This is a genomic window from Mesorhizobium sp. M1A.F.Ca.IN.022.07.1.1 (genome assembly GCF_003997575.1).
Classification (GTDB): Bacteria; Pseudomonadota; Alphaproteobacteria; order Rhizobiales; family Rhizobiaceae; genus Mesorhizobium.
In genome coordinates this window covers 1-12628 of sequence record NZ_RZST01000160.1, presented here as the reverse complement: position 1 = coordinate 12628, position 12628 = coordinate 1, and the positions used below count along the sequence as shown (strand labels likewise).

General features: G+C 64.1%; 14 protein-coding genes. 9 read left to right on the top strand and 5 right to left on the bottom strand.

Going from position 1 to position 12628, the window contains the following annotated elements; genetic code table 11:
- Positions 1-1099: biotin/lipoyl-containing protein (locus EOA75_RS18465; protein ID WP_348628668.1), on the top strand; the 1099-nt coding region annotated here is incomplete at its 5' end.
- 162 nt (positions 1100-1261) lie between these two features.
- On the opposite strand, the gene EOA75_RS18460 is transcribed toward EOA75_RS18465, so the two are convergent.
- Positions 1262-2383, bottom strand: a complete 1122-nt coding sequence (locus tag EOA75_RS18460) for an ABC transporter substrate-binding protein (protein ID WP_067321025.1) — start codon at positions 2381-2383, stop codon at positions 1262-1264.
- 376 nt (positions 2384-2759) lie between these two features.
- Positions 2760-3026 (bottom strand): sel1 repeat family protein, encoded by a 267-nt coding sequence (locus tag EOA75_RS18455; RefSeq protein WP_066997543.1) that lies wholly within the window; start codon positions 3024-3026, stop codon positions 2760-2762.
- Positions 3027-3461: 435 nt separating this feature from the next.
- Between EOA75_RS18455 and EOA75_RS18450 the strand changes: the two genes are divergently transcribed.
- The 5 genes from EOA75_RS18450 (at position 3462) to EOA75_RS18435 (ending at position 7127) form a co-directional block, all read left to right on the top strand.
- On the top strand, positions 3462-3803 hold the full coding sequence (locus tag EOA75_RS18450; RefSeq protein ID WP_127324843.1) for a DUF2147 domain-containing protein: 342 nt from the start codon (positions 3462-3464) through the stop codon (positions 3801-3803).
- Positions 3804-4010: 207 nt separating this feature from the next.
- Positions 4011-4163, top strand: coding sequence for a hypothetical protein (locus tag EOA75_RS34105; RefSeq protein ID WP_164747131.1), 153 nt, complete (start codon positions 4011-4013; stop codon positions 4161-4163).
- 32 nt (positions 4164-4195) lie between these two features.
- On the top strand, positions 4196-4390 hold the full coding sequence (locus EOA75_RS18445; RefSeq protein ID WP_067321018.1) for a hypothetical protein: 195 nt from the start codon (positions 4196-4198) through the stop codon (positions 4388-4390).
- A gap of 127 nt (positions 4391-4517) precedes the next feature.
- Positions 4518-5978 carry an AMP nucleosidase gene (locus EOA75_RS18440; RefSeq protein ID WP_245466672.1) on the top strand — a complete coding sequence of 487 codons (1461 nt, stop codon included), beginning with the start codon at positions 4518-4520 and terminating at the stop codon, positions 5976-5978.
- 138 nt (positions 5979-6116) lie between these two features.
- Complete coding sequence (locus tag EOA75_RS18435; protein ID WP_127215816.1) at positions 6117-7127, top strand: endonuclease/exonuclease/phosphatase family protein; 1011 nt, start codon at positions 6117-6119, stop codon at positions 7125-7127.
- A gap of 44 nt (positions 7128-7171) precedes the next feature.
- Here the strand turns inward: EOA75_RS18435 and EOA75_RS18430 are convergent, their stop codons facing one another.
- The gene (locus tag EOA75_RS18430; RefSeq protein ID WP_127215812.1) at positions 7172-7765 is read right to left on the bottom strand and encodes a DUF922 domain-containing protein; all 594 of its coding nucleotides are present in this window, start codon (positions 7763-7765) and stop codon (positions 7172-7174) included.
- Positions 7766-7933: 168 nt separating this feature from the next.
- On the bottom strand, positions 7934-9613 hold the full coding sequence (locus EOA75_RS18425) for an electron transfer flavoprotein-ubiquinone oxidoreductase (RefSeq protein WP_095823701.1): 1680 nt from the start codon (positions 9611-9613) through the stop codon (positions 7934-7936).
- A 251-nt stretch (positions 9614-9864) separates the two neighbouring features.
- Between EOA75_RS18425 and EOA75_RS18420 the strand changes: the two genes are divergently transcribed.
- The 3 genes from EOA75_RS18420 (at position 9865) to EOA75_RS18410 (ending at position 12399) form a co-directional block, all read left to right on the top strand.
- Complete coding sequence (locus tag EOA75_RS18420) at positions 9865-10503, top strand: hypothetical protein (RefSeq protein WP_067321008.1); 639 nt, start codon at positions 9865-9867, stop codon at positions 10501-10503.
- 68 nt (positions 10504-10571) lie between these two features.
- Positions 10572-11495, top strand: a complete 924-nt coding sequence (locus EOA75_RS18415) for a uracil-DNA glycosylase (RefSeq protein ID WP_095823702.1) — start codon at positions 10572-10574, stop codon at positions 11493-11495.
- 91 nt (positions 11496-11586) lie between these two features.
- Positions 11587-12399, top strand: a complete 813-nt coding sequence (locus tag EOA75_RS18410; RefSeq protein ID WP_095800144.1) for a helix-turn-helix transcriptional regulator — start codon at positions 11587-11589, stop codon at positions 12397-12399.
- Positions 12400-12401: 2 nt separating this feature from the next.
- Here the strand turns inward: EOA75_RS18410 and EOA75_RS18405 are convergent.
- Positions 12402-12628: DMT family transporter (locus EOA75_RS18405; protein ID WP_164747440.1), on the bottom strand; the 227-nt coding region annotated here is incomplete at its 5' end.

The following is a 12628-nucleotide window of genomic DNA, read 5'->3' as shown; positions in this document are numbered from 1 at the left end:
CTTCTGGTTCATGGAGATGAACACACGGCTGCAGGTCGAGCATCCCGTCACCGAGATGGTCACCGGCGTCGATCTGGTCGAATGGCAGCTTCGTGTCGCCGCCGGCGAAAAACTGCCGAAGGCGCAGAACGAGATCGCCCTTGCCGGACATGCTTTCGAGGCGCGCATCTACGCCGAGGACGCGGCCAAGGGATTCCTGCCGGCGACGGGCACGCTTTATCATCTCAAATTCCCCGACACGCCGCCGGAGGATGCCGCCATGCGCATCGAGACCGGCGTGCGGGCCGGCGATGCGATCTCGCCCTTCTACGATCCGATGATCGCCAAGCTGGTGGTGCACGCTAGGGACAGAACCACCGCGCTTGGCGCGCTGCGCAAGGCGCTGGCCCGAACCGAAGTTGCCGGCTCGACGGTCAACACCGCCTTCCTTGCAGCACTCGCCGCCGACGCCGATTTCGCGGCGGGCGATATCGACACCGGCCTGATCGGCCGGCATCAGGATGCTCTCGTCGCTGTTCCCCCGCCAAGCGATGAAGCGATCGCCGCGGCGGCGCTGGCAGCGACCGACGCAAGCACGGCGGGTCCGGCCGCCGATCCGTGGTCCTCGCTCGCCGGCTATGCGCATTTCCATACGCTGGCGCGCCGCACCCGGTTGCGTTACGGCGAGGAGAACATCCTGGCCCGGGTATCGGCGCGGCCTGACGGCCGCTTCCAGGTGGCGCTGGAGGCGCCGCATGACGCGATCAACGCGCACGACCTCAGGAGCATGCCGCGCAGCGCGCGCTGGCCGGGCCATGTCACGGTGTTCGAAGGAGCGGTCGGATATACATTCACGGTGCCGGATCCGCTGGCCAAGGCGGATGAGGCCGCGGCCGCGTCGGACAGCCTGCGCGCGCCGATGCCGGGATTGGTCAAGCTGGTGCGCGCGGCAGCGGGCGATACCGTTATCAAGGGCCAGCCGCTCCTAATCCTCGAAGCGATGAAGATGGAGCACACGATCGCCGCACCCCATGATGGGGTGATTGCCGAGATCGCGGCCGAAGGCGCGCAAGTGAGCGACGGCACGGTGCTGGTGCGGTTCGAGGACGCACGGGGCTGAGCTGCCGGTCGCCTTGGATCGGCAACGGGACAAACTGGCTGGGGCGGCAGGACTCCAGGGGGGCGCCGTAGAGCGCCGAACTGGTCTCCAAATCAGTGCCAAGGCACATACGAAAACGGCCGGGACAAATCCCGGCCATTTCCAATCGATCTGCAGAACGAATTACGGCTTGATCGGCGCGTATTTGCCGTCGTGCCACTGGTTGATGTCGTAGCTGGCGTTCTTCAGGTCGCCCTTCTCGTCGAAGATCACGTCGCCGACCACGGTGCTGATCGGCTTGCCGTCCTTCAGCGCCTCGGCGACCTTGGCCGGGTCGTCGGTGCCGGCGCGCTTGACGCCTTCGGCCACCGCCTGGATCACTGCATAGGAGAACAGCGTGAAACCTTCCGGTGTGAAGCCGCCTTGCTTGATCTTGGCCACGGCCTCCTTCGCTTCCGGCTTCGACTGCGGATCCGAGGGGAAGACGAACATTGTGCCTTCACCGGCCGGGCCGGCGATCTGCCAGAATTCCGGCGAGGCGATCGAGTCCGGCATGATCAGCTGGAACTTGACGTTCTGCTCCGCTGCCTGGCGCAGGATCAAGCCGGCCTCCGGATGGTAGCCGCCGAAATAGACGACGTCGGCCTTGAGCTCTTTCAGCTTGGTGACCAAAGCCGAATAGTCCTTCTCGCCGGCATTGATGCCTTCATAGTCGACCTCCTTGAGGCCGCCGGCATTCATGGTCGCCTTGACAGCATCGGCAACGCCCTGACCGTAGGCGCTCTTGTCGTGCAGGACGACGACGTTCTTGCCGGCATATTTCTTGGCGATCCATGGACCGATGAAAGCGCCCTGCGCATCGTCACGCGTGTAGAGGCGCATGATCGTCGGCCAGCCGGCCTTGGCCGCGGCGTCGGTCAGTTCCGGATTCGACGAGGCCGGGCTCATCATCAGGGTGCCGGCTTCGGCGTAGACGGCGGAAGCGGGAATGCTCGAGCCCGAGCAGGCATGGCCGTCGACGAACTTGACGCCGTTGGCAACGATACGGTTGGCGACCGACACGGCCTGCTTCGGATCGCATTGGTCGTCCTGGATGTCGATCTTGATCTTGTTGCCGTTGACACCTCCGGCGGCATTGATGGCATCCGCCGCGGCCTGCGCGCCCTGCTTGAACTGGTCGCCGATGTTGGCGAGCTGCCCGGTCATCGGGCCGACCACCGAAATCGTGATGTCGTCGGCGAAGGCAACCGATGCGCTCATCGTCAGGCCCAATGCGGCCGCGCTCAAAATACCCAATCTTTTCATGACAATAGAACTCCTCCACTTGCGCGCGGCCGTTCCGGCCACGCTTCTTCCAGAGAGCCGGGACAATTTCACCCTTCGCCGGAACTGTCGAGAGCACAATGTATCGGGATTTGGTTCATTCCGACGGGGAGTTCTTGGGCCAAGCCGCCGTTCCCATACAGGCGGAGACTGCGCAAATGCAAAAGCCGCGCCGGCCTTGTCCCGGCCGGTCGCGGCTTTTGCAGTCGAGCTTCCCGGCGCCCCGCGCGCCTGAACCCCGCTTCCCTGTGTTGTCGCACGGCTTGAGTTCGTTGACCTGCCGCGTTCTTGGTCTGGTTAACCGGCCGTCTTTTTGCGGCCTTGTCCCTTAAGAGCTTCCGGCCCTTACCCCGCAAAATCAGTGCATCGTCATCCATTCGCGCGCTTCGCGCAGCGCCTTGGCGATCTCGGCCTTCGACATCGATGCCGACAATTCCGAGCGCAGCTCGGCGGCGCGGAGCGATCCCTTGATCGCGGCGATGTTGAACCATTTGTGGGCGGCAATGACGTCGGTCTCGCAATCGCGGCCGGTCGCATACATCATGCCCAGTTCGAAAAGAATGTCGGCCTGGGCAGTTGCCCCCATGGCGCCGAAGCCGGCTTCAAGCATTTCAAAGCGTGCCATTTCAATCCCCTGTCTGCTCCCGAGAGCTGCCTCCTTCTGCCCCTGGAATTCCCCTGGGCGGGCCGCTCTTTCGATGCTTTCGAGGATGACGGCTCGCCTTGAATCCGTCGTTAAATGGCTTGCTTAATTTGAAGAAAACAAAGCTAAAACAAGAGGTAAACGCGAAGAACCGTTAAGCATAGGAATCCAGCAATTCAGCCGATCTGCGCCAAATTCGTCGAAAATTTGAGGCGCGGGAATCAAGACTTCGCTAACCACGGAAACCGAAGCCTTTTTCGCCATCCGTTCATTTCCAGCGACCGACGCGGCCGAAATCCTTACAAGCTTCCGTCGCGGCACCGCTTTCGTTTTGGCGATGGCTGGATTAGCTTTACGTTTGCGTAAGGGACAGAGAGGCGGAACGAGGCCCGCCGGAACCCTAAAGGGAGGACAAGCATGTTTCGAAAAGTCAGCCTAGTCCTGGCGGCCACCTTGATGATTGCAGGCGCCGCGTCGGCCGACCCGATCGAGGGCAATTGGAAGACGCAGGCCGGATCGACAGCGGCGATCGCCGGCGGCGGGGCGTTTTCCATCACGCTCAAGTCCGGCAAATATGCCGGCAAGACGATCGGCTCCTTCAAGGCGACCGGCGACAACAAGTACACCGGCACAATAACAGACCCGGAAACCGACAAGACCTATTCCGGCAAGGCGACGCTTTCCGGCACCTCGCTAAAGATGAGCGGCTGCGTTCTGGGCGGACTGATCTGCAAGACCCAGACCTGGCACAAGCTCTGACAGTCGAACGGATGACGATGCAAAAACGGGGCCCGGCGCCCCGTTTTCTTTTTGAGCGCCGTTTCTGAGCGCAGCGCTGGACAAGGCACTTCGCAGGCCTTCGGCCGGTCATGACCCCATCAGCCAATTTGAACCGCAGATGAATATCGGTCTCAGAACCGGTTCAGAGGCGTTCGGGCATTCTCCTCGCCATTGAAGGAGAGACCAATGCTTGTCCGCCGCTTCACCATCGTCTGCCTGCTGATGAGCCTGTTCGGCATGTTCTTCGCCATCCTCGTGGCCGAAGCCGGCCGTCCGGCGCGCTCACCGCGAATGGCCGATACCTGCCGGCTGGACTGCATGAACCATTTCGGCCGCTGAAACGACCAATACTCGAAACCGGAACGACCACCATGAACCGCATCGCTGCCTCCACCCTCAAAGCTCTTCGGCTCCTGCCGCGGGCGATGCTCATCCTGATGGTGCTTGCCGCTCCTGTGCTGGCGGTGCCGATGATGCGCGCCGACGCCGGTTCGGTCATCGAGGCGCCAACGCCGAAGAAGGCAGGCATCGGCTTCGTGCTGCTGGTCAGCCTGCAGCGTGGCTGACACGGCCAGAGAAAAATACTCCGCAAGGCGGGCTTCGCGCCCACCTCCCCCTCCCAAGCGCTCTTCCAAATCCCTATATTGGGCCATGGAAAAGCGAATCTACCCCCAAGCCATCGAATCGGTCGTCATGCCGGAGCCTTTCGGCAGGCAGAGTTTTGACGACGCCAAGAAGGCGGTCGCGGCGCTGGAGGCGCTCTACGACCGCAACACCAAATTCCTGCGCGATTCCTTCGCCAAGCTCGCCGCCGGCGGCGACGAGAGCAGGCGCTACCGGGCCTTCTATCCGCAGATCGGCGTCACCACCACCTCGTTCACGCAGATCGACTCGCGCCAGGCCTACGGCCATATGCCGACGCCCGGGCATTTTGCCACCACCATCACCCAGCCAAAGCTGTTCGAGAACTATCTCGTCGAGCAGCTTCGGCTCATCATGCGCAATCACGGCGTCCAGGTCACGGTGTCGGAATCGACGACGCCGATCCCGCTGCATTTCGCCTTCCTGGAGGGCACCTATGTCGATGGCACGGCTGCCGAGCGGATCAGGCGGCCGATCCGCGACCTGTTCGACGTGCCGGATCTCGACGGCACGGACGACCAGATCGCCAACGGCACTTTCGAGGTGGCGTTCGGCGAGCCGAGGCCGCTGGCGCCGTTCACGGCCCAGCGCATCGACTATTCGCTGCACCGCATGACGCACTACACGGCGACCAGCCCGCAGCATTTCCAGAATTTCGTGCTGTTCACCAATTACCAGTTTTACATCGACGAGTTCGTGGCGCGGGCCCGCGAGCTGATGGAGAGCGGCGGCGGCGGTTACAGCGAATTCGTCGAGCCGGGCAACCTCGTGACTCAGGCCGGGGCCGGCGCGGCGAGCGAAGGCACCCCGCCACAGCGCCTGCCGCAAATGCCGGCCTACCACCTGAAGAAGTCGGGCCATGGCGGCATCACCATGGTCAATATCGGCGTCGGCCCGTCCAACGCCAAGACCATCACCGACCATATCGCGGTGCTTCGGCCACATGCCTGGGTGATGCTCGGCCACTGCGCCGGCCTGCGCAATACGCAGGCACTGGGCGACTATGTGCTGGCCCATGCTTATGTGCGCGAGGATCATGTGCTCGACGACGACCTGCCGGTCTGGGTGCCGATCCCGCCGCTGGCCGAGATCCAGGTGGCGCTGCAGGAAGCGGTCGCCGAGGTAACGGGACTTTCCGGCTACGATCTCAAGCGCATTATGCGCACCGGCACCGTCGCCACCATCGACAACCGCAACTGGGAACTGCGTGACCAGCGCGGACCGGTGCAGCGCCTTTCGCAGTCGCGCGCCATTGCGCTCGACATGGAATCGGCGACGATCGCCGCCAACGGCTTCCGCTTCCGCGTGCCCTACGGCACGCTGCTGTGCGTCTCCGACAAGCCTTTGCATGGCGAACTGAAACTGCCCGGCATGGCGACGGAATTCTACAAGCGGCAGGTGGCGCAGCACCTCACCATCGGCATCAGGGCGATGGAGAAGCTGGCCGAAATGCCGATGGAGCGGCTGCATTCGCGCAAGTTGAGAAGCTTCTCCGAGACTGCTTTCCAGTAGCCGAGGCAACTCATCGTCTTGCCCGGGCCGCAATTTTGCCGATAAGCAGGCCTGAGCGAGACTATGTCGCTGCAAAAAGATGCCGGCGACATTCGGCAGAACACGACTGACATGACAACAGGCGGCGCGCGCTCAAACATGACGGCTGGGGTGGCATTCCTGGCGATGACGGCACTCACGGCCGCGCTGCTGGCCGGATTCCTCGGCGCGCTGCATCCAGCCCTCGATTCGTTCTCGCATTTTCGTATTCATCTGAGCGTGCTCACGGCACTGCTGGCGGTGGCGCTGCTTGCCAGTTCCTACCGGCTGCAGGCGGCAGCAGCGCTGCTCTTCGCCCTCGCCTGCCTCGCCACGACGGCCAGCGCGCTGCCCAGGTTGTGGCCGCAGCAGGCGGTCGCCAAACCTGCCGACCGTATCGTCTATAGCCTGCTGCAGATCAATCTTCGCTTCGACAATCCGACGCCCAAGAAGGTGCTGTCGCTGATCGGCCGCACCAACCCTGATGTGATCACCCTCGACGAGGTGTCGGGAATGTGGACTAGAGAGCTCGGCTATATCACCGGCGCCTATCCGTACCGCATCCTCTGCCCCTACCCCAACGGCGTGTTCGGCGTCGCGCTGCTCTCGCGGCGGCCTTTTGCCCCGGGCACGGCGCCGCATTGCGAGCCGCGCGGCGCGATGGCTACCGCCACGATCGATTTCGGCGGCACCGGCGTCGATGTCGCGGCAATCCATTTGAGCTGGCCGTGGCCGCGCGAGCAGTACTGGCAGATCGGCGAGCTGGCGGAGCCGCTTGCCGCGCTCGGCGAAACCGCCATCATGGCCGGCGACTGCAACGCCGCGCCGTGGAGCGCTGCGGTGCGTCGTGTCGCCTCGCTCGGCGGACTGAGCGTGATGCCGTCGGCCGGGCCGACCTGGATCCATCGGAAGCTGCCGGATTTCATCCGGCGCTTCGCCGGCCTGCCGATCGACCAGGTGTTCAGCAAAGGGGCCGTGACGATCCATTCGGCGACGCGGCTGGAAGACGCCGGCTCCGACCACTTGCCGGTGCTGATCGAGTTCTCGTTGCGGTCCGACGGCCGACAGCCCGAGCACGAGCATCAGTCGGCGCTGGCGGCAAACGCACAACTTGGCAACACGGGCGGTTAGCGTCGCATTGCTTCCCGCCGCATCGCCGGTTTCTGCTTGTGCCGCTAAGGCCTGATCAAAGCAGCGACGAGGTGCTCGACATGACCGCCTTCGCGGTGCTCGCGGGCATCGAAGGCATTTTGCCTGGCCTCGTATTCGGCATAGACGGCCTGGATGCGCCGGCGCGCCTCGCTGCGCGCCTTGTAGCAATAGGGGTCGTTAGCGACCCTAAGACCGGTGATCGAGCGATCGGTGACGCGCATCATTTCCCGGGCAATGCGGCCATGGGTTCCCTCGTGGGCGCGCACGCCGGCGAAGAACCGGTTCCAGCGCTTCTTCAATGCAGGCGTGGCTGGCGACGCCAAGCGGGGGAAAGTGTAGAAGAGACTGAGCGTTCCGTTTGCCTGCCGTATCCGGCACGAGCCCTTGTCCTGGATAACCCCAAGCTCCCAGTCGGCCGTATAGGCGGTCTGGGCGATGGCATGCGTCATGAAGCCGTGCTTGGGACCCCTGCTGCCCATCGCCTCGATGAGCGCCGCGCCCGAATTGCCGGCAATGTCATAGGTGCGCGTCTGGACCAGCACCCTGGTGCCGGCCCAAGCCTGCGGCGCGCAGAGCGCGCCGAGAGCGACAAGGCATGTCAGAACCGCCATGCGCATAACCGTCTCCTCCCTATCCTTAGGGAAAGGGAACACAAGCAGGCAGCGGATTCAACAGCCTTGAGGTTGCGCCGTCGCAACCGGTATTGCTCGTAGGTGCCGCCTGTTACCCGGCTCTCGCCAGCCGCAGGATGGCGGCTGGCGAGCCGGCGCGGCCAGACGTGGGGCTCACATGCCTTGGTAGACCGGCCCCTCTCCGCCTTGCGGGGGCACCCAATTGATGTTCCGGTTCGGGTCCTTGATGTCGCAAGTCTTGCAGTGGACGCAGTTCTGCGCGTTGATGACGAAGCGCACGTCCTTGGCGGACGGGTCGGCAGCGGCATTGCCGTCCTTGTCCACCCACTCATAGACGCCGGCCGGGCAGTAGCGGGTCGATGGCCCGGCGAACACGTCGTGCTCGGAACGCTGCTGCAGCGCCATGTCGCCGACGATGAGGTGCACGGGCTCATTTTCCTCATGGTTGGTGTTGGACAAAAACACCGAGGAGAGCCGGTCGAAGGTCAAGACGCCATCCGCCTTCGGATAAGCGATTTTCTGGTGCTTGGAGGCGGGCTCGAGCGTCGCATAGTCGGCCTTGCCGTGCTTCAGCGTGCCGAAGGGCGAGAAGCCGAACAGCGTGTTCAGCCACATGTCGAGACCACCGATGCCGACACCGACGATGGTGCCGAAGCGCGACCACAGCGGCTTGACGTTGCGCACCTTCTTCAGGTCCCTGCCGATGTCGCTGCCGCGCCAGGCGTCTTCATAGGAGGCGAGCTCGTCATTGGCCCGGCCGGCGGCAATGGCGTCCGCGACATGCTCGGCCGCCAGCATGCCCGACAGCACCGCATTGTGCGAGCCCTTGATGCGGGGCACGTTGACGAAGCCGGCCGCGCAGCCCATCAGCACGCCGCCCGGGAATGAAAGCTTCGGCACCGATTGCCAGCCGCCCTCGGTAATGGCGCGCGCGCCATAGCCGATCCGCTTGGCGCCCTCGAAGGTGCCTCTGATCGCCGGATGAGTCTTGAAGCGCTGGAATTCCTCGAAGGGCGAGAGCCAGGGGTTCTTATAGTTCAGATGGACGACGAAGCCGACCGCCACCTGGTTGTCTTCGAGATGGTAGAGGAAGGAGCCGCCGCCGGTTTTCATGTCGAGCGGCCAGCCGAAGGAGTGCTGCACCAGCCCCGGCTTGTGGTTCTCAGGCTTGACCTGCCAGAGTTCCTTGAGACCGATGCCGAACTTGGCGGGCTCGCGGCCGTCGGCAAGCTGGTATTTGTCGATCAGTTGCTTGGCCAAAGAGCCGCGCGCGCCCTCGCCGATCAGCACGTATTTGCCCATCAGCGCCATGCCGGGGGCGTAGGCCGGGCCATGCGTGCCGTCCTTCTCGACGCCCATGTCGCCAGTGATCACGCCGGTCACGGCGCCGGCTTCGTTGTAGACAAGGCTCGCCGCGGCAAAGCCCGGATAAATCTCGACGCCGAGCGCCTCGGCCTTGGTCGCCAGCCAGCGGCAGACATTGCCGAGCGAGACGATGTAGTTGCCGTGATTGTTCATCAGCGGCGGCATCAGGAAGTTGGGCAGGCGGAAGGACCCGGCGGGGCCGAGCACCAGAAAATGATCGTCGGTGACAGGCGTCTTGAAAGGGTGCCCTTCCTCCTCGCGCCAGCCCGGCAAAAGGCGGTCGATGCCGATCGGGTCGACGACGGCGCCGGACAGGATATGGGCGCCGACCTCGCCGCCTTTTTCCAGCACGACGACGGAAAGGTCGGGGTTGAGCTGCTTCAGACGGATCGCCGCGGCAAGGCCGGCCGGACCGGCGCCGACGATGACCACGTCGAATTCCATGCTCTCGCGTTCGATTTCGCTCATCTGCCCCTCGCTGGCTTGCCCTATTCTCGCATTTTGCTGGCTCACGCGCTGCATAGCGCATCAATTCGCGACGCGAAACCGGCGCTGACGTGACAAAGCCGATTTCGACAAAAAGTCGCGGTGTTCCATACGAAACGGCCATCGGACAGGCGACGGCGAAGCATAGGCCAGGGCCATGCATCTGGAAGGCCAGGCCTGTCCGGCACGTTTTTAATTGTTCGACGGCTTGCTTATCGGCAATACTTGGCCCCATGCGCACTCCCGAGCCAATCGGCTTTTCATTGAAGCGCTTACTCTTCACGCTCGGCGTGCTCTGCCGCGCGGTTCTTCCGCTCCTCTTTTCGCTCGGCGCCGCCCAGGCCGATCCGCAAAAAGTCTGGGCGGCCGGCGCCTACTCCTTTTCCGACGAGCTCGGCGGCTTCCGCATCACCGGCGCTTCCGGAATTGGCACCAAGGATGACCCGCTGGTCATCACCGAGGAGCTGAATTCGGCGACGCCAGTGACGCTGACCATCCGCGCGATCCGGCCGATCGAAGCCTTCGGCAGGGCCGGCAACGTGGCCAATGGGGTTATGTACATGCGCATCGACGTGCTCAACAATAGCTCCCTGCCCTGGGTCGAGTTCCAGTTCGAGCTGCAGGAAATCCTCGACCAGCCGAGCGTGTTCGGCGACGGTCTCTCCTTCGACCAGCGCAACAAGAATCCCGACAACATCGTCTCGAGCAACTTCGCCGATTTCGACCGCCAGTTCGAACCCTATGACCGGCTCTTGTTCAAGAACGGCAAGGTCGACCCGCTGAAGACGGCGACGTTCGAGTTCCTGATCACCGACTACACGCCGCGCTGGACATTCTTCCTGGTGCAGGATCCGCGCATACCGACGGGCTGACAGACATTGCGCTGAATGGCGAATTCCCGGCGGTTGCAAATCTTTGCCGCGCGGACGATGGTGGCGCCATGACTGCCGCCTCCCCCAACAACCCGATCGATATCGCAGAGCTGCTGGCCTTCTATGCCAGCGCCGGCGTTGACGAGGCGCTGGAAGACACACCTGTCAACCGCTTCGCCGAGGCCAAGCCGAAGCAAGCCGAGCGCGCGCCGGCGCAGGCCGCAACCGCGCGTGAAAGCATGCCCCTGGAGCGGCCGGCATCGGAGCCCGGATTGGAGGCAGGCCGGGCGGCGGAACGGCCGGCGGCATCGACGGGACTTGACGCAAGCCAAGTGCCCGATGCGCCGCGGCGCCCGACGCTCACCACCGCCACGGTCCCCGACGAGGGGCAGATCAAGCTCGCGCGGCAGCTGGCGGCGAGCGCCTCGACGCTTGACGAACTGCGCCAGCAGATGGCGGCGTTCGACGGCTGCAATCTCAAATTCACCGCCAAGAACCTGGTCTTCGCCGACGGCAACCCGAATGCCGACCTGATGCTCGTCGGCGAGGCGCCGGGCCGCGACGAGGACCTCGAAGGGCTGCCCTTCGTCGGCCGCTCCGGACGGCTGCTCGACAGCATGCTGGCAGCGATCGGCCTCGACCGGACATCGGCCTATATTGCCAACGTCATCCCGTGGCGCCCGCCGGGCAACCGAACGCCGACGCCGCACGAGACCGAGATCTGCCGCCCGTTCATCGAAAGGCAGATCGAGCTGGTCAATCCGAAGGTGCTGGTCAATCTCGGCGGCCCTTCCGCCAAGACGCTGCTCAACACGACCGAGGGCATCCTGCGCCTGCGCGGCAATTGGCGCGTCCACACCACCCAGTCGGGCATTGCCATTCCAGCGATGCCGACGCTGCATCCGGCGTATCTGCTTCGCACGCCTGCACACAAGAAGCTGGCGTGGCGGGATTTTCTCGAGGTGAAGGCGAAACTGAGGGCGTTGGGGTGAAGCACCTCCCCTTCTCCCACAACAAGGGAGAAGGGGAGCGATAACCTCTAAGGTAATTGAATTACTCCCCTCGCCGGCCTACTCATCCCCCATGACAACACCCGACGTCTCCGCCGGCAGCCTCATTCGTGAGTGGCGCACGCGCCGGCGCATGAGCCAGCTCGACCTCGCCATGGAAGCCGATATCTCGCAGCGGCATCTCTCCTTCGTCGAAAGCGGCCGCGCCCAGCCTTCGCGCGAGATGGTGCTGCATCTGGCCGAGCAGCTTGCCATTCCTCTACGCCAGCGCAACCAGCTTTTGCTCGCGGCCGGCTTCGCGCCGAGCTTCAGCGAAAGGCCGCTGACCGATACGACGCTGGCGCCGGCGATGGCTGCGGTCGAGACGGTGCTCAAGGGCCACGAGCCCTTCCCGGCGCTGGCGGTCGACCGGCACTGGAACCTCGTTTGCGCCAACGCGGCGATCGGCCCGTTCCTGGCCGACGTCTCGGAGCCGTGGCTGCTCAAGCCGCCGGTCAATGTGCTGAGGCTCAGCCTGCATCCCGGTGGCGTCGCGCCGCGCATCGTCAACCTCGCGGAATGGCGCGCGCATCTGCTCGAGCGCCTCAAGCACCAGAACGACGCCACCGGCGACTCCATGCTGATCGAGTTGGAGAAGGAATTGCGCGGCTATCCGTCCGGGCTGAGGAGCAGCCGGCCGGCGCCGGTCGAGCCAAGCGGCATCGTCCATCCGCTCAGGCTCGCGCATGGCGATCAGGTGCTGTCCTTCATCAGCACGATCACCGTCTTCGGTACGCCGCTCGACGTGACGCTGTCGGAGCTGGCGATCGAATCCTTCTTCCCCGCCGACGACCAGACGCGGACCGTGCTGGTGCGGCTGGCGAAGGAGCGGACGGCCGCTTCGTAGGCTTACCCCTGCGGCGGCGTCGCCCTTCGGGTTCGCGTGCGCTCGAGGCCAAGTTGCCTTTCGCGCCAGATGATGAAGATGCCGGCGGCAACCACAATCACGCCGCCGATCAGCGTGTTGAGCGACGTCACATCGCCGAACACAAGATAGCCGATGACGACGCCGAGAATCATCGAGCTATATTCGAAAGGCGCCACGACCGAAGCCTCGGCGTGGCGGTAGGCGGCCG

Coding starts and splice junctions, on each gene's coding strand:
- EOA75_RS18460 (WP_067321025.1), bottom strand. CDS start 2,383: ATGAAAAGATTGGGTATTTTGAGCGCGGCCGCATTGGGCCTGACGATG.
- EOA75_RS18455 (WP_066997543.1), bottom strand. CDS start 3,026: ATGGCACGCTTTGAAATGCTTGAAGCCGGCTTCGGCGCCATGGGGGCA.
- EOA75_RS18450 (WP_127324843.1), top strand. CDS start 3,462: ATGTTTCGAAAAGTCAGCCTAGTCCTGGCGGCCACCTTGATGATTGCA.
- EOA75_RS34105 (WP_164747131.1), top strand. CDS start 4,011: ATGCTTGTCCGCCGCTTCACCATCGTCTGCCTGCTGATGAGCCTGTTC.
- EOA75_RS18445 (WP_067321018.1), top strand. CDS start 4,196: ATGAACCGCATCGCTGCCTCCACCCTCAAAGCTCTTCGGCTCCTGCCG.
- EOA75_RS18440 (WP_245466672.1), top strand. CDS start 4,518: ATGCCGGAGCCTTTCGGCAGGCAGAGTTTTGACGACGCCAAGAAGGCG.
- EOA75_RS18435 (WP_127215816.1), top strand. CDS start 6,117: ATGACGGCTGGGGTGGCATTCCTGGCGATGACGGCACTCACGGCCGCG.
- EOA75_RS18430 (WP_127215812.1), bottom strand. CDS start 7,765: ATGCGCATGGCGGTTCTGACATGCCTTGTCGCTCTCGGCGCGCTCTGC.
- EOA75_RS18425 (WP_095823701.1), bottom strand. CDS start 9,613: ATGAGCGAAATCGAACGCGAGAGCATGGAATTCGACGTGGTCATCGTC.
- EOA75_RS18420 (WP_067321008.1), top strand. CDS start 9,865: ATGCGCACTCCCGAGCCAATCGGCTTTTCATTGAAGCGCTTACTCTTC.
- EOA75_RS18415 (WP_095823702.1), top strand. CDS start 10,572: ATGACTGCCGCCTCCCCCAACAACCCGATCGATATCGCAGAGCTGCTG.
- EOA75_RS18410 (WP_095800144.1), top strand. CDS start 11,587: ATGACAACACCCGACGTCTCCGCCGGCAGCCTCATTCGTGAGTGGCGC.